This window comes from Pseudomonas sp. NY15364, assembly GCF_048068235.1.
Taxonomy (GTDB): Bacteria; Pseudomonadota; Gammaproteobacteria; order Pseudomonadales; family Pseudomonadaceae; genus Aquipseudomonas; species Aquipseudomonas mendocina_D.
The window spans coordinates 24783-39985 of record NZ_JBLUPX010000021.1; the positions used below are offsets into that span (position 1 = coordinate 24783).

At 64.6% G+C, this 15203-nt stretch carries 14 protein-coding genes; 6 read left to right on the forward strand and 8 right to left on the reverse strand.

The window, feature by feature from the left end; translation table 11 throughout:
- The first annotated feature begins 57 nt into the window (after positions 1–57).
- The gene (locus tag ACNFCJ_RS16985) at positions 58–801 is read left to right on the forward strand and encodes an SDR family oxidoreductase (RefSeq protein ID WP_416772572.1); all 744 of its coding nucleotides are present in this window, start codon (positions 58–60) and stop codon (positions 799–801) included.
- A 42-nt stretch (positions 802–843) separates the two neighbouring features.
- On the opposite strand, the gene dkgB is transcribed toward ACNFCJ_RS16985, so the two are convergent.
- A complete protein-coding gene (dkgB, locus tag ACNFCJ_RS16990; protein WP_416772574.1) occupies positions 844–1647 on the reverse strand; it encodes a 2,5-didehydrogluconate reductase DkgB in 804 nt (267 codons plus the stop codon).
- Positions 1648–1846: 199 nt separating this feature from the next.
- Here dkgB and ACNFCJ_RS16995 point away from each other — a divergent pair, with 199 nt between their 5' ends.
- Positions 1847–2740 (forward strand): LysR substrate-binding domain-containing protein, encoded by an 894-nt coding sequence (locus ACNFCJ_RS16995; RefSeq protein ID WP_416772575.1) that lies wholly within the window; start codon positions 1847–1849, stop codon positions 2738–2740.
- 67 nt (positions 2741–2807) lie between these two features.
- Here ACNFCJ_RS16995 and pbpG read toward each other — a convergent pair whose 3' ends face one another.
- Together pbpG and ACNFCJ_RS17005 are read right to left on the reverse strand one after the other, a co-directional pair.
- A complete protein-coding gene (gene pbpG, locus ACNFCJ_RS17000; RefSeq protein WP_106734770.1) occupies positions 2808–3710 on the reverse strand; it encodes a D-alanyl-D-alanine endopeptidase in 903 nt (300 codons plus the stop codon).
- A gap of 113 nt (positions 3711–3823) precedes the next feature.
- On the reverse strand, positions 3824–4744 hold the full coding sequence (locus ACNFCJ_RS17005; RefSeq protein WP_416772577.1) for a choline sulfate utilization transcriptional regulator: 921 nt from the start codon (positions 4742–4744) through the stop codon (positions 3824–3826).
- Positions 4745–4857: 113 nt separating this feature from the next.
- Between ACNFCJ_RS17005 and betC the strand changes: the two genes are divergently transcribed.
- From betC to ACNFCJ_RS17020, 3 genes are read left to right on the forward strand one after another with little or no spacing between them, the layout of a single operon-like run.
- Positions 4858–6366, forward strand: a complete 1509-nt coding sequence (gene betC, locus ACNFCJ_RS17010; RefSeq protein ID WP_416772579.1) for a choline-sulfatase — start codon at positions 4858–4860, stop codon at positions 6364–6366.
- 49 nt (positions 6367–6415) lie between these two features.
- On the forward strand, positions 6416–7336 hold the full coding sequence (gene choX, locus ACNFCJ_RS17015; RefSeq protein WP_416772581.1) for a choline ABC transporter substrate-binding protein: 921 nt from the start codon (positions 6416–6418) through the stop codon (positions 7334–7336).
- Positions 7337–7394: 58 nt separating this feature from the next.
- Positions 7395–8966 carry a SulP family inorganic anion transporter gene (locus tag ACNFCJ_RS17020; RefSeq protein WP_416772583.1) on the forward strand — a complete coding sequence of 524 codons (1572 nt, stop codon included), beginning with the start codon at positions 7395–7397 and terminating at the stop codon, positions 8964–8966.
- Between the two features lie 207 nt (positions 8967–9173).
- Here the strand turns inward: ACNFCJ_RS17020 and aroE are convergent, their stop codons facing one another.
- Positions 9174–9995, reverse strand: coding sequence for a shikimate dehydrogenase (gene aroE, locus ACNFCJ_RS17025; protein WP_416772585.1), 822 nt, complete (start codon positions 9993–9995; stop codon positions 9174–9176).
- A gap of 144 nt (positions 9996–10139) precedes the next feature.
- A complete protein-coding gene (gene hemF, locus ACNFCJ_RS17030; protein WP_416772587.1) occupies positions 10140–11054 on the reverse strand; it encodes an oxygen-dependent coproporphyrinogen oxidase in 915 nt (304 codons plus the stop codon).
- Positions 11055–11201: 147 nt separating this feature from the next.
- Here hemF and ACNFCJ_RS17035 point away from each other — a divergent pair, with 147 nt between their 5' ends.
- On the forward strand, positions 11202–12179 hold the full coding sequence (locus tag ACNFCJ_RS17035) for an NADPH:quinone reductase (RefSeq protein WP_416772588.1): 978 nt from the start codon (positions 11202–11204) through the stop codon (positions 12177–12179).
- Positions 12180–12253: 74 nt separating this feature from the next.
- Here the strand turns inward: ACNFCJ_RS17035 and ACNFCJ_RS17040 are convergent, their stop codons facing one another.
- From ACNFCJ_RS17040 to ACNFCJ_RS17050, 3 genes are all read right to left on the reverse strand, one after another.
- Positions 12254–12811: an L-threonylcarbamoyladenylate synthase gene (locus ACNFCJ_RS17040; RefSeq protein WP_106734777.1), complete on the reverse strand. Its 558-nt coding sequence runs from the start codon at positions 12809–12811 to the stop codon at positions 12254–12256.
- Between the two features lie 66 nt (positions 12812–12877).
- On the reverse strand, positions 12878–13993 hold the full coding sequence (gene dprA, locus ACNFCJ_RS17045; protein WP_416772590.1) for a DNA-processing protein DprA: 1116 nt from the start codon (positions 13991–13993) through the stop codon (positions 12878–12880).
- A gap of 81 nt (positions 13994–14074) precedes the next feature.
- Positions 14075–15112 (reverse strand): LysM peptidoglycan-binding domain-containing protein, encoded by a 1038-nt coding sequence (locus ACNFCJ_RS17050; protein WP_416772592.1) that lies wholly within the window; start codon positions 15110–15112, stop codon positions 14075–14077.
- Positions 15113–15203 lie beyond the last annotated feature (91 nt).

Below are 15203 nucleotides of genomic sequence, written 5' to 3' on the forward strand. Positions count from 1 at the left end.
CGCAGACGACGAAAAGCGGGCAGCCTTAGCAGGCACCATTACAGGGAGCCAGGCCCAATGCGCAAGAACCTGCTGATTACCGGCGCCAGCCGCGGCATCGGCCGCGCCACTGCCCTGCTGGCCGCCGCTGGCGGCTGGACGGTCGGCATCAACTATCGCAGTGACCGTGACGCCGCCGATAAGGTGGTGGCGCAGATCGAGGCCATGGGCGGCACGGCCATCGCCCTGCCCGGCGATGTGGCGGTTGAAGAGGATGTACAGCGCCTGTTCGCGGCCATGGGCAAGTTCGGCCCGCTGCACGGCCTGGTGGTCAATGCCGGCATCGTCGCCCCGCCCATGCCGTTGCTGGAGATGAGCGGCGAGCGTCTACAACGGATGTTCGACGTCAACGTGCTGGGCAGCTATCTCACCGCTCGCGAAGGTGCCCGGCGCATGGCCCGTAGTCGTGGTGGCGAGGGTGGTTCGATGGTGCTGGTGTCGTCGGTGGCCGCCAGTCTAGGCGCGCCCTTCGAGTACGTCGACTATGCCGGCGCCAAGGGCGCGATGGACGTGCTGACTCGCGGCCTGGCCAAGGAATTGGGCGGCGAGGGTGTACGGGTCAATGCCGTGCGCCCGGGGCTGATCGATACCGAGATTCACGCCAGCGGCGGCCAGCCGGATCGCGCCGAACGCCTGGGCAAGGCGACACCGCTGGGCCGCGCCGGCCGCGCCGAGGAAGTCGCCGAAGCCATCGTCTGGCTACTCGGTGACAAAGCCAGCTACACCACCGGCGCGCTGATCGATATCGCCGGCGGCCGATAGAGCCCAAGGTCGCGGCTAAAGCCCCTGCCACACTCGCAGTACTCAATCCCAGCGCGGCGCGAAGCCTGGATTGGCAACGCGTTCGCCACGATCTAGCGCCTCGATGGCTGTCATGTCTTCGGTGCTCAGGCGCAGCTCGGCAGCAGCCAGATTGGCCGCCAGATTCTCCCGCTTGGTCGAGGACGGAATCACCGCATAACCCTGCTGCAGCGACCAGGCCAGGGCCACCTGCGCAGGGCTGACGCCATGGCTAGCGGCAATGCGCTGGATCTCCGGCTCGGCCAGCACCTTGCCGTAGGCCAGCGGCATGTAGGCAGTGAGGTGGATGCCCTGCTGCCGGGCGAATTCCACCAGCTTGCGATTCTGCAGCAGCGGATGGATTTCCACCTGATTGGTGGTGATCTCTTCCACACCCAACGCATCGATGGCCTCGCGTAGATGGGCGATGGTGAAGTTGGACACACCGATGGCCGCGGTCAGCCCCTGGCGTTTGGCCTCGAGCAACTCGCCCAGATACTGCTCCACGGGAATCTCGTCGTTCGGCGACGGCCAGTGGATCAGGGTCAGATCGACCCGTTCCAGGCCCAGCCGCTGCAGGCTCTCACGCAGGCTGGGGATAACTTGGCCACTGCCGAGGTTATCGGTCCAGACCTTGGTGGTGACGAACAACTCGTCACGGGCCACGCCGCTGTCGGCGAGAGCCTGGCCGACAGCAGCCTCGTTGCCGTAGATCTGCGCCGTGTCGAAATGCCGGTAACCCAGCTCGAGGCCGGTGCGTACCGAGTCGATGGCGACTTGATCCTTGAGGCGGAAAGTGCCAAGACCGAAGGGGGGAATGAACTTCATGAAGATCTCGTCATAGCTTGCGAAGCGCTGGCCGAGCATCGGCTCGGAACGGGTACGGAAAGATTCGGCCTCGTGGTTCGCGAAAAAGTTGCAGCCCTCTGTCTAACGGCGAGCGGGGGTTGAGAGGGAGCAGTATCCGCGCCAGACTCATGCGGAAAAGCCTACCAAGCCAGTAAACACCTTTGACTGAAGATCAACAATGAAGACCAGCCTGGAAGAAATGCTCGCCTTCATCAGCGTGGTCGACTGCGGCTCGATCAGTGCCGCCGCCGAGCAGCTGGAGCAAACCGCGTCCGGCGTCAGCCGTGCCCTCAGCCGGCTGGAGGAAAAACTCGCCGTCACCTTGCTACGCCGCACCACCCGGCGCCTGGAGCTGACCGAGGAGGGTGAGGTGTTCCTGGCTCAGGCGCGGCGCATCCTGGCCAGCGTCGAGGAAGCCGAGGAGCAGATGACCCTGCGTCGCCAGGCACCGTCCGGGCGCTTGCGCATCAACACCGCCTCGCCCTTCATGCTGCACGTGATCGTGCCGCTGATTGGCGATTTCCGTGCGCTCTATCCACAGATCGAACTGGAGCTGAACAGCGACGACCGCATCATCGACCTGCTGGAACGCCGCACCGACCTGGCCATTCGCATCGGCAACCTGCCAGACTCCAGCCTGCACGCCCGGCCGCTTTACCACAGCCGCCGACGCGTACTGGCCAGCCCCGACTACCTGCGCCAACACGGCAACCCGGCGCGCACCGAAGACCTGGCCGGACACAGCCTTATCGGCTTCACCGAACCGGACAGCCTCAACGAATGGCCGCTACGCCACGCCCTCGGCGAGCGCTGGCGCATCACCCCGAGCCTGCGGGCCTCCAGTGGCGACACGCTTCTCGAACTGGCCCTGGCCGGCGAAGGCCTGGTGTGTCTGTCGGACTTCATGACCGATGCCACCCGCGCCAGCGGCGCACTGGTGGAGGTGCTGGCCGAGCAGCGCGTGGAGGTGCGTCAGCCGATCAACGCGGTGTACTACCGCAACACCGCGCTGGCGTCGCGCATCACCTGCTTTCTCGATTTTCTCAGCGAACGGCTGGGCTGCCCGCACTGACGCAGCACGACAGCACAACGAAAAAGGGCGACTCATCGAGTCGCCTTTTTGCATCATCAGCCTGAGGTCACTGTGCGGCCTGCAGGCTCCACTCGGCCAGCTTCTGCTGCTTGTAGCTGAGTGCCGCAGCCGGCACCGGAGTGACCTTGCCAGTCTCCATCCAGCGCTTGAGACGGTTGGCGTCGGCCATGTGGGTGTACTTGCCGAAGGCGCCGAGCACGACGAACGCTACCGGACGGTTGGCGATGGTGGTGGCCATCACCAGGCAACGGCCGGCAGCGTTGGTGAAGCCGGTCTTGCTCAGGTTGATGTTCCAGTCCGCCTTGCGCACCAGTGCGTTGGTGTTGCGAAAGCCCAGGGTGTAGTTGGGCTTGCGGAAGGCCACGGTGGCTTCGGAGTCGGTGCTGAACTGGTGAATCAACGCATACTGGTTGGCTGCCTTGACCATCAGCGCCAGGTCGCGCGCGGTGGCGACATTCAGTTCGGACAGGCCGGTGGGCTCGACGAAATGGCTGTTGCGCATGCCCAGTGCCTTGGCCTTGGCGTTCATCGCCGCAACGAAGGCGCCATGGCCGCCCGGATAATGGTGAGCGAGGCTGGCGGCGGCGCGGTTCTCCGAGGACATCAGCGCCAGGTGCAGCATCTCGCGGCGGGTGATCTCGCTGCCGATTCGCACGCGGGAGAACACGCCCTGCATTTCCTGGGTGTCGCGGATGGTGATTGGCAGCACCTCGTCCAGCGGCAGCTTGGCATCGAGCACCACCATGGCGGTCATCAGCTTGGTGACCGAGGCGACCGGCAGGCGCAGATCCGGATTACTGGAATAGAGCTCCTGGCCAGTCTTCAGGTCGATCAGCAATGCGCTACCAGCGGCCAGCTCCTGCTTCGGCTGGGCCGGCGCGGCCTGGAGGGTCGAAACAACAAGGCTGCCGCACAGCAGCAGGCCCAAAATCGAATGACGGAGTTTCACGGTTCACTTCACCGGTTGGAGTGTGGGGGCCGCTGGCAGGTGATAAAAACGACCGGCTAGAGCGGCGGCGAACAGTATAGAGACTCACGTCTCGCTGTTGCAGTATGGCCCGATCAAACGCTCGCTGCCGACGAATCCAGCTCAGCCTGCAACCAGTCGACGAAACGCGCGGTCAGGCGCTGACGACGCTTGCGCTCGGGTAGTACCAGGTAATAGCCAAGTGCCGAATGCGCCTCGGCATCACCCAGACGACAGAGCAGCCCCTGAGCCAGAAGTTCATCCACCAGATGGCGCCAGCCGATGGCCACGCCTTGACCGGCGATGGCCGCCTGGATCAGTAGGGTGTAGTTGTCGAAACGCAGCGCGCAGGGCGTTGGCAGGCTGGCGATACCCAGCGCGCGAAACAGACCATCCCAGTCAAACCAGCGCGAACGGTGCTCGGGCCGCAGGTGCAGCAGCGGCAGGTCGACCAGCGCTGAAACCGGCAACGGCGGCTGACGCTCGCCGAGCAGGCGCGGGCTGCACACCGGGAACACCTCCTCGCGAAACAGCAAGTGTGCCTCGCCGTGCTTGAAACGGCCGTCACCGAAGCGGATCGCCACGTCGATGTCGCTGGGTACCGTGGCCGGGTCGCGCTCGCTGGTGATCAGGCTGACGTCCACCTCCGGGTACAGGCGGTTGAAGCGCTGCAGGCGCGGCATCAACCAGTAAGCAGCGAAGGCGAAGTCGGTGGCCACCTGCAGCACTTCATGCTGCTGGCGCGCGGTGACGGCGACGAGCCCGGCATCGAGGCTGGCCAGTCCCTCCTGCACATGCGCCAGCAACAGCTCGCCGGCCTCGGTCAGCACGATGCCGCGATAGACGCGGTCGAACAGGCGCGTGGCCAGTTGCTGCTCCAGACGCTTGATCTGCTGACTGATGGCGGGCTGGCTGCTGCCCAATTCACTGGCGGCGGCGGTGAAACTGAGCTGGCGCGCGGCCGACTCGAACACCCGCAGCGCGTCGAGCGACAACCCATCGATGGCTTTAAACATAAGCCCTGCTTATCCGAGGCATGTCTCGCAGCTGGGTTTACCCTGCTGTCGTTCTACCGGAATCATGGAGCCAGCACTGTCGCATAAACCAACAGTATGGAATACCCGCCACCATGAAGCGCCCGAACATCCTCTTCATCATGGCCGACCAGATGGCCGCGCCGATCCTGCCGCTGCACGATGCCGCCTCGCCAGTGCAGATGCCCAACCTGATGAAACTGGCCGAACAGGCCGTGGTGTTCGACTCGGCCTACTGCAACAGCCCGCTCTGCGCGCCGTCGCGCTTCACCCTGGTCAGCGGGCGGCTGCCTTCAAAGATCGGCGCCTATGACAACGCCGCCGACTTCCCGGCCGATGTACCGACCTATGCCCATTACCTGCGCCGCCTCGGCTACCGCACCGCGCTGTCGGGCAAGATGCACTTCTGCGGCCCGGACCAGCTGCACGGTTACGAGGAACGCCTGACCAGCGACATCTACCCGGCCGACTACGGCTGGGCGGTGAACTGGGACGAGCCGGACGTGCGCGCCAGTTGGTACCACAACATGTCCTCAGTGCTGCAGGCCGGCCCGTGCGTGCGCAGCAACCAGCTGGATTTCGACGAGGAGGTGGTGTTCAAGGCGCGCCAGTACCTCTACGACCATGTGCGCATGACACCGGATCAGCCGTTCTGTCTGACCGTGTCGATGACGCACCCGCACGATCCCTACACCATCCCGCGCGAATACTGGGATCGCTACGAAGACGTGGACATTCCTCTACCGCGCCAACACCTCGAGCAGGCCGAGCAGGACCCGCACTCGCAGCGCATCCTCAAGGTCATCGACCTGTGGGACAAGCCGCTGCCCGAGGACAAGATTCGCGACGCCCGTCGCGCCTATTTCGGCGCTTGCAGCTACATCGACGACAACATCGGCAAGCTGTTGAAGACCCTGGAAGAGTGCGGCCTGGCGGAGGACACCCTGATCGTCTTCTCCGGCGACCACGGCGACATGCTGGGTGAGCGCGGACTCTGGTACAAGATGCACTGGTTCGAGATGTCCGCCCGCGTGCCGCTGCTGGTGCACGCGCCGAAGCGCTTCGCCGCGCATCGGGTCAGCCAGTCCGTTTCGACCCTAGATCTCTTGCCGACGCTGGTGGAGTTGGCCGGTGGCCAGATCGATCATGGCCTGGAGCTGGAGGGCCACTCGCTGCTGCCACACCTGCAAGGCAAGGGCGGCCACGACGAAGTGCTCGGCGAGTACATGGCCGAAGGCACGGTCAGCCCGCTGATGATGATCCGCCGCGGCCCCTGGAAATTCGTCTATTCCGAGCAGGACCCGCTGCTGCTGTTCAATCTCGACAGCGACCCGCAGGAGCGCCGCAACCTCACCAACTGCAGCGAGCACAAAGGCATCCTCGCCGGCTTCCTGGCCGAGGCCCGCGAGCGCTGGGACATCCCGGCGATCCACGCCGCCACCCTGGCCAGCCAGCGCCGCCGCCGCCTGGTGGCTGAGGCCCTGAGCCAGGGCAAACTGACCAGTTGGGATCACCAGCCAATGGTCGACGCCAGCCAACAGTACATGCGCAACCATATCGATCTCGATGACCTGGAACGCCGCGCCCGTTTTCCTCAGGTATGAACCTTTGCCTACTGCCGCCCCCAAAACAGAAGAAAAAAGGAGAGACGCCATGAACCGATTCAGCGTGCTACTACTCACCGCAGCGCTCACCAGTGCCGGCAACGTCTGGGCCGAAGACGCCGCCTGTTCCACGGTCAAGCTGGGTGACCCGGGCTGGAGCGACATCGCCGTGACCAACGGCATCGCCAGCTTCCTGCTCGACGGCCTGGGCTACAAAGCGGAAAGCCAGACCCTGGCCGTGCCGATCATCTTTGCCGGCCTGCAGAAGGGCCAGGTCGACGTCTTCCTCGGCAACTGGATGCCGGCGCAGCAGAGCAACTACGACAAGTTCGTCGCCAGCGGCGAGGTGGACAAACTGGCGCAGAACCTCGCAGGCACCGAGTACACCCTGGCGGTCCCGACCTATGCCTATGAGGCCGGGGTGAAGACCTTCGCCGATCTGGACAAGCACGCCGACAAATTCGGCAAGAAACTCTACGGCATCGCCTCCGGCTCGCCGGCCAACGAGTCGATCAAGCAGATGATCGCCGCCGACGAGTTCGGCCTGGGTGACTGGAAGCTGGTGGAGTCCAGCGAACAGGCGATGCTAGTGCAGGTCGGCCGCGCAGTGAAACGCGATCAGTTCGTGGTCTTCCTCGGCTGGACCCCGCACCCGATGAACGTGCAGTACGACATGAAGTATCTGAAAGGCGGCGAGAAATATTTCGGCGACAGCGGCGAGGTCAACACCCTGGCGCGCAAGGGTTATGCCGCGCAGTGCCCCAACGTCGGCAAGCTGCTGAGCAACCTCGCCTTCACCCAGGAAATGGAGAACAGCATCATGGACCAGGTGCTGAGCAAGCAGGCCAGCAACGACGCTGCGATCAAGGCCTGGCTGCAGGCCAACCCGCAGGTGCTCGATGGCTGGCTGGACGGCGTGACCACCCGCGACGGTGGCGACGGCCTGGCCGCCGTGAAGGCGCGGCTTTGAATTAACCGCGGCAAATGAGTAGGGTGGAGTCGCACGCGGCCCACCCTCGACCCGAACCATGCGCCTACCTGACCGACAGACCCTGCTGCCGTTTCTCCGCTGGTTGCCTGGCACCAGCCGCAAGACCCTCGGCAATGACCTGCTGGTGGGACTGACCGGCGCCATCCTGGCTCTGCCGCAATCGCTGGCCTACGCGCTGATCGCCGGATTGCCGGCTGAATACGGCCTGTACGCGGCCATCGTACCGGTGATCATCGCCTGCCTGTGGGGCTCCTCCTGGCACCTGATCTGCGGACCGACCGCAGCCATCTCCATCGTCCTGTTCACCAGCGTCAGTCCCATGGCGCGCATCGGTAGCGACGAATTCATTGCCCTGATCCTGCTGCTGACCTTTCTTGCCGGGCTGTTCCAGTGGCTGCTCGGCCTGCTGCGCTTCGGCGCCCTGGTGAATTTCATCTCGCAGTCGGTGGTGCTCGGCTTCACCCTCGGCGCAGCACTGGTGATTGCCATCGGGCAGATGCCCAATCTGCTCGGCGTGGAAGTCGCCAGCCAACCCACGGCCCTGACCAGCCTGCTGCAGATCGGCCAACACCTGCCCGAAGCGCACTGGCCGAGTCTGGCCCTGGCGGCCTTCACCCTGCTGCTCAGCGTGGCCGTGCGCAAGCTCTGGCCAAAGGCGCCTGCACTGCTGATCGGCCTGGTCTGCGGCAGCCTGCTGACCTGGTTACTGCCGGCACACTTCACCGCTGACATCGCCCTGGTGGCGCCGTTCGAAGGGGGCCTGCCGCCTTTGACCCTGCTGAGCTTCGACCTCGACGACGTGCTGCGCCTGCTACCGGCAGCGGTAGCCTGCGGCATGCTCGGGCTGGTCACCAGCCTGTCCATCGCCCGCGCGCTGGCGGTGAAATCGCACCAGTTCCTCGATGCCAACCAGGAAGTACGCGCCCAGGGCTTGTCGAACATGCTCGGGCCGTGGTTTTCCGCCTCGCTGTCGGCCGGCTCCTTCACCCGCTCGGCGCTGAACCTGCAGGCCGGCGCACGCACGCCGCTGGCCGGGGTGTTCTCGGCACTGCTGGTGGCGCTGTTCGCGGTGTTCGGCGCCGCGCTGCTGACGCATATCCCGCTGCCAGTGATGGCGGCCGGTATCCTGCTGATCTGCTGGGGGCTGGTGGATCTGCCGGCGATCCGTGCACTGCGTCGGGTCAGTCGCGCCGAGTTCATGGTGATGCTGCTGACCTTCGCCGCCACCCTGGTGCTGGAGTTGCAGACGGCGATTTATGCCGGCGTGCTGGCCTCGCTGTTCTTCTACCTCAAGCGCACCTCGCAGCCACGCGTGCGCCTGTGGCATGACGGTGATGACGAGGTGCTGCGCATCGACGGTTCGATCTTCTTCGGCGCCTGCCAGTACATCCAGCAATTGCTGCAGCGCAGCCGCGGGCAGCGCCTGGTAATCGACGCGCGGCACATCAACTTCATCGACTACGCAGGCGTGGAGATGCTGCACCAGGAGGCGCGCCGCCTGCAGGCGCTAAAACGCAGCCTGGTGCTGCGTCAGGCACGGCCGCAGGTGGTGGAGGAAATCCTCAAACTGGAGGGCGCCGAGAGCTGCCCGGTGTTGTTCGAAGATTGAGTGAGCGGCCTCGAACTCGTGGGTTAGCAGCGCAATACACGAACGACCTGACAGCGCGATGATGGCGCGCCGCGTAACCCACCAGGCGATCTTCCCGCGTGACACTAATGGTGGGTTACGGCGCATCGGAACTTGCGGGGTCATCGGTATCTACGACATGCGCCTAACCCACGCGCGCAGCGGCGCTCTGCACGAACTTCGGGAAGTTCAGCCCGCCAGTTGACGACGCAGCTCGGCCAGCACCGGCGCGGTGTCCGGGCGTACGCCGCGCCACAGCTCGAACGCCTCGGCGGCCTGCTCGACCAGCATGCCCAGGCCGTCCAGGCAGCGCGCCGCACCTTGCTCGGCGGCCCAGCGATTGAAGGCGGTCGCTTCACGGCCATACATCATGTCGTAGCAGAGGGTATGACCGGGCTGGATCAGGCTTGGTGCAATCGGCGGCAACTCACCACCGAGACTGGCGGAAGTACCGTTGACGATCAGGTCCACCGGCGCATCGATCCAGTCGAAGCCAGCGGCGACCAGCAGGCCGAGATCAGCGAATTCACGCACCAGTTGCTCGGCCTTGGCCACGGTACGGTTGGCGATCACCAGCACCGCAGGCTTCTGCGCCAGGAAGGGCTCGAGCACGCCACGCACGGCGCCACCGGCGCCGAGGATCAGAATGCGCTTGCCGGCCAGGCTGAAGCCGGCGTTGTCCTGCAGGTCGCGGGTGAGGCCGGCACCATCGGTGTTGTCACCCAGCAGGCGACCGTCCTCGAGTTTCTTCAGGGTATTCACCGCGCCGGCGCGGCGCGCACGCTCGGTGAGTGCGTCGCAGAGGCGGAAAGCCTCCTCCTTGAACGGCACAGTGACGTTGCCGCCCAGGCCGTCGGCGAAAAAGGCGCGGGCATTGCCAGTGAAGTCGTCCAGCGGAGCCAGGCGTGCCTGGTAGTCGAGCACCTGGCCAGTCTGCTCGGCGAACAGGCGGTGGATCAGCGGTGATTTGCTGTGGCCGATGGGGTTGCCGAAGACGCAGTAGCGGTCCATGGAAAGTCCTGTAACGGTAGAAATCTACGAAACTGACGCCGTCCTGTAGAAGCCCCACCTCGGGGCGAAGCCTTTGCTTCGCCGCGGTAGCACACGCCGCCGTCATTCGCTGCGAGGCGCAGCTCCTACAAGAGAGAATGGAAGCTAGGCCTGCCCCAGCCAATCACGATCGGTCAGGAAATACTCGGTCAGGCGAGCTTCCTCGCTGCCCGGCTCGGGCTTCCAGTCGTAACCCCAGCGCACGTGCGGTGGCAGCGACATGAGGATCGACTCGGTGCGCCCACCAGACTGCAAGCCGAACAGCGTGCCACGGTCGAAAACCAGATTGAACTCGACGTAGCGGCCACGGCGGAAGGCCTGGAACTCGCGCTCGCGCTCACCGAACGGGGTCAGTTTGCGGCGCTGGACGATGGGCAGGTAGGCCTGGATGTAGGCATCGCCGATGGCACGCATGAAGGCGAAGCTGGTGTCGAAATCCCACTCGTTGAGGTCGTCGAAGAACAACCCACCGATGCCACGCGGCTCACCGCGATGCTTGAGGTGGAAGTAGCGGTCGCACCAGGCCTTGAACTTGGGATAGACCTCGGCACCGAACGGCGCGCAGGCGTCGTGCGCGACCTGGTGCCAGTGCACGCAGTCTTCTTCATTGGCGTAGTAGGGCGTGAGGTCGAAACCACCACCGAACCACCACACCGGCTCTTCGCCTTCCTTCTCGGCGCTGAAGAAACGCACGTTGGCGTGCGAGGTCGGCACGTAGGGGCTTTCCGGGTGGATCACCAACGACACACCGAGTGCCTGGAAGCCGCGCCCTGCGAGTTCGGGACGATGGGCGCTGGCCGAGGGCGGCAGGCTGTCGCCGAATACATGGGAGAAATTCACGCCGCCTTTTTCGATCAGTGCACCGTTCTCAATCACCCGCGTGCGCCCGCCACCACCGGCCGGGCGCTGCCAGGCATCCTCGGCGAAAACGGCCTGGCCGTCTTCGGCTTGCAGGGCGGAACAGATGCGATCTTGCAGGTCGAGCAGATAGGCCTTCACGGCCTCGGTACGGTCAGTCACGGCGGCACCTTGAACAGAGAGCAGGGCGGAATCGGCGGGCAGCATAGCATTCACCCAGGCACATCCGCAGTTGACGTCGGTCAATCAGGACGATTGGATAGAGCCTTTCGCCGCATGCAGCGGCTCCAAACCAATAAGGAATCCGAGATGGCCAAGCGTATTCAGTTCAGCCAGCACGGCGGCAGCGAAGTGCTGGAATACCGTGACTACCAGCCGGCAGCGCCGGGCCCACGCGAGGTACGGGTCGCCAACAAGGCCATTGGCCTGAACTTCATCGACACTTATTACCGCAATGGTCTCTACGTGCCGCCGGCCCTGCCGTCGAGCCTGGGCACCGAGGCAGCCGGCGTGGTCGAGGCGGTAGGCAGCGAAGTCACCCGCTTCGCCGTCGGTGACCGTGTGGCCTACGCCACCGGCCCGCTGGGCTCCTATGGCGAGCTGCATGTGTTGCCGGCAGACAACCTGGTGCACCTGCCGGACAGCATCAGTTTCGAGGAAGCTGCCGCTGTCATCCTCAAGGGCCTGACCGTGCAGTACCTGCTGCGCCAGACCTATGAACTCAAGGGTGGCGAAACCGTTCTTTTCCACGCTGCAGCCGGTGGTGTCGGCTCGTTCGCCTGCCAGTGGGCCAAGGCATTGGGTGTCAAACTGATCGGTACTGTCAGCTCGGCGAAAAAGGCCGCACTCGCCAAGGAACTGGGAGCCTGGGAGACCATCGACTACAGCCATGAGAATGTCGTCCAGCGCGTGCTGGAGTTGACTGACGGCGCCAAGTGCCCGGTGGTCTACGACGGCGTCGGCAAGGACACCTGGGAAACCTCGCTGGACTGCGTGGCACCGCGCGGCCTGCTGGTCAGCTTCGGCAATGCATCCGGCGCGGTCACCGGGGTCAACCTGGGTATCCTGGCGCAGAAGGGCTCGCTGTACGTCACCCGGCCGACCCTGGCGAGCTACGCCAATACGCCGCAGAACCTGCAAGCCATGGCCGACGAGCTGTTCGCGATGATCAGCAGCGGCAAACTGCAGGTGGAAATCAGCAACCGCTACGCACTTAAGGACGCCGCCGCCGCGCAGGATGCACTGAGTTCACGGCAGACCACTGGCTCGACCATCTTGCTGCCGTAAAAACAGTCGCGGCAAAAGCCCCTCCCACAGCTGCCACAATCGTGGGAGGGGCTTTAGCCGCGAGCTTTGGCCAGTCAGGACGGGCGAATCACATCGCCCGTGCGCAGGTCACGAATCAGGCTGGGGTTCTTGCGCCCGCCCAGTGCGCCGCCGAGTACCTTATCCAGCTCACCGGGGAAGTACTGTTCGACGCGCAGGCGCGAACGCGCCGAAGGACGCCCAGCCGGGTTGGCCGAGGTGGAAATCAGCGGCCCAGTGTAGCGGCACAGCGCACGTACCAGTGGATGATCACTGACGCGCAGGGCAACGCTGTCATGCTCGCCCGTGACCCATTCGGGCAGACGATTCTGATGCGGCACCAGCCAGGTATTCGGGCCTGGCCAACTGCCGGCCAGGCGCTCCTGCCAGACCTCTGGCAGATCATCGAGCAGGAAGTCGAACTGCTCTATGTCATCGGCAACCAGAATCAGCCCCTTGCGCATCGGCCGCTCCTTGAGCGCCAAAAGACGATACACCGCCTCTTCGTTCCAGGGATCACAGCCCAGGCCCCAGACTGCCTCGGTCGGATAGGCGATCACGCCACCCTCGCGCACCACTCGCGCCGTTTGCTGTATCTGCCAGTTGCTGGCCATCGCCTGTCTCCCGCTGAATCAATGGGCGGCAGTCTATCCAAGCCGATCAGGCCCCGCCACGGCCTGCTAGCGACTGCGCGCCATCCAACGCCCGGACTCGTTGCACACCAGGCCATCGAGCTCCAGTTCGGTCAAAGCTCCCAGCACCTCAGCCAGCGGCCAACCGCTGGCCTGCATCAGCGCCTCGGTGCTGTGCGGCGCGGCATGCAACAAGGCCAGCAATGGATGCTCGACACCAGCGAGCGGCGTCGATGTGGGCTGGATGGCTGGCGCCTGCCAGCCACGCAAGGCTTCAAGGATATGCTCGATGCTTTCCACCAGGGTGGCACCATCTCGGATCAGTTGATGGCAGCCCCGTGCGCCAGGATGATGGATCGATCCGGGGATGGCATAGACCTCACGCCCCTGCTCGGCAGCCAGGCGTGCGGTGATCAGCGAACCACTGGACGGGCTGGCCTCGACTACCAGCACACCTAGCGACAGCCCGCTGATGATCCTGTTGCGCCGCGGGAAGTTACTCGCCTGCGGCGGACAGTCCAGCGGCAGCTCGGAGACCAGCGCACCGCCTTGCTCGCTGATCTGTGCCGCCAGCCTCACATGCCGCCGCGGATACAGACACTGCAAGCCGGTGCCCAGCACGGCCACCGTTTTGCCGCCGCTTTCCAGCGCCCCCTGATGTGCAGCGCCATCGATCCCCAACGCAAGACCACTGGTGATGACGAAACCGCCGCCCGCCAGGCTGCGGGCAAAAGCACGCGCGTTATCAAGCCCGGGCTGCGAGGCCCGCCGACTGCCGACCATGGCCAGTTGCGGCGCCTCCAGCACGCCCGGCTCGCCCGCTACGAACAACAGCGGCGGCGCATCCGCCAACTCGGCGAGCAGAGCCGGGTAGCCTGGATCGTCCCACATCAGCACATGTTGACCAGGCTCATCCAGCCATTGCAGGGCGGCAGCCGCTCGCTCGCGAATGTCCGCATCACGCCGTGGCTCGGCGCACGCCGCCGGCAACCCTAACGCGCGCCAGGCACTGGCCGGCGCACTGAGCGCAGCCGAGGCGCTGTCGAAAGCACTCAGGAGCTTGCGAAAACGCCGCGGTCCCAGCTCCGGCAACAGATGCAGACGCAGACGAGCTTCAAGTTCGGCAGGAGAGATGGCGGGGGAAAGCGAGGAGGATGCAGGCATGGCGATTCGTCCCTGAGCAGTTGCACCGCCATCCTGGCGGCCTGAAAGCACGAGCCCCGCTAGTGCGGGGCTCGTTGGGCATTATGGGTTGCGGACCTTGTCCATCACCGCCAGCTGGCGGCTGGCCTGCAGTACCAGGCCATAGCTGAGCTTGTCATAGGTGCGGAACACCATCAGCAGGCCGGAACGCTCGTCCGGGATTTTCACGTTTTCGCCAGTAACGCGGTCACGTACGGTCTCGCCGGTCTTGAACACCGCCAGCACGTTGCCGATCTCCAGGCCGTCGCGTATCCCCTTGTTCAGGGTGACAACATCGAACTGACCAATCTGGCTGACGCCACGCGGTACATCGAGAATCAAACCATCGATGTCGGTGATCGGCTCGCTAGGCATGAAGGTGGAGTTGATCGCACGCTCCTCGGTGGGGAACAGGCGATCTCCCAGGCGTACTTCCTGAGTCGAGCGCTTGAGCAGCAGCGTACCCACATCCCCTTCTTCGGCCACGATCTCGCCAGAGCCGACGTCATCGGCGTTGATGCCGAGGAATTCCTGAGTTTCAGGGTCCACGTAGGTTTTGCCCTGACGGAAGATACCGTAGACAGGGTTCTGTTCGTCGAACTCGCCACGGGCGTAGACGCGATCGCCGGCACCGCTGACCACGCGCTCGGCGTTGCCGGCAACGACATAAGGCTTGCCGTTGAATTCTTCCGGGGTGTCGACGATACGGTTGCTCAGCAGGAAGCTGTTGATCGCCTCCAGCGGGATGGTCGGGATCGCTTCGGCCATCGGCGTGCTACGTACCTGCGGCGACAGCTTGATGGTGCCGCGCGACTCGCCGCGGTTGAGCATCAGGCGCGGCTGACCGTCCACGTAGACCAGATTGAGGGTATCGCCGGGATAGATCAGGTGCGGGTTCGCCACCTGCGGGTTGGCGTGCCAGATCTCCGGCCATTTCCACGGCTGGCGCAGGAACTTGCCGGAAATGTCCCAGAGGGTATCGCCCTTGACCACTGTGTAGCGGTCCGGGTGACCGTCCTTGAGTTGCACTGCGGCCTGAGCCAAGCTGGTCAGGGCCAGTCCGCCCGCTGCAAAGAGCAGGGCGAGTAGTGATTTCCTCATACGGTGAATCCCTTTATTATGTGCCTTCACGTGAAGCGCCCTAGCGCCGCGTGCCAAACCCGCTGAATACGCGGCGTGAAGCCGTTTTTCA

Coding starts and splice junctions, on each gene's coding strand:
- dprA (WP_416772590.1), bottom strand. CDS start 13,993: ATGCCTGCATCCTCCTCGCTTTCCCCCGCCATCTCTCCTGCCGAACTT.
- aroE (WP_416772585.1), bottom strand. CDS start 9,995: ATGGACCGCTACTGCGTCTTCGGCAACCCCATCGGCCACAGCAAATCA.
- ACNFCJ_RS17050 (WP_416772592.1), bottom strand. CDS start 15,112: ATGAGGAAATCACTACTCGCCCTGCTCTTTGCAGCGGGCGGACTGGCC.
- ACNFCJ_RS17005 (WP_416772577.1), bottom strand. CDS start 4,744: ATGTTTAAAGCCATCGATGGGTTGTCGCTCGACGCGCTGCGGGTGTTC.
- ACNFCJ_RS16995 (WP_416772575.1), top strand. CDS start 1,847: ATGAAGACCAGCCTGGAAGAAATGCTCGCCTTCATCAGCGTGGTCGAC.
- dkgB (WP_416772574.1), bottom strand. CDS start 1,647: ATGAAGTTCATTCCCCCCTTCGGTCTTGGCACTTTCCGCCTCAAGGAT.
- ACNFCJ_RS16985 (WP_416772572.1), top strand. CDS start 58: ATGCGCAAGAACCTGCTGATTACCGGCGCCAGCCGCGGCATCGGCCGC.
- betC (WP_416772579.1), top strand. CDS start 4,858: ATGAAGCGCCCGAACATCCTCTTCATCATGGCCGACCAGATGGCCGCG.
- ACNFCJ_RS17035 (WP_416772588.1), top strand. CDS start 11,202: ATGGCCAAGCGTATTCAGTTCAGCCAGCACGGCGGCAGCGAAGTGCTG.
- ACNFCJ_RS17020 (WP_416772583.1), top strand. CDS start 7,395: ATGCGCCTACCTGACCGACAGACCCTGCTGCCGTTTCTCCGCTGGTTG.
- ACNFCJ_RS17040 (WP_106734777.1), bottom strand. CDS start 12,811: ATGGCCAGCAACTGGCAGATACAGCAAACGGCGCGAGTGGTGCGCGAG.
- choX (WP_416772581.1), top strand. CDS start 6,416: ATGAACCGATTCAGCGTGCTACTACTCACCGCAGCGCTCACCAGTGCC.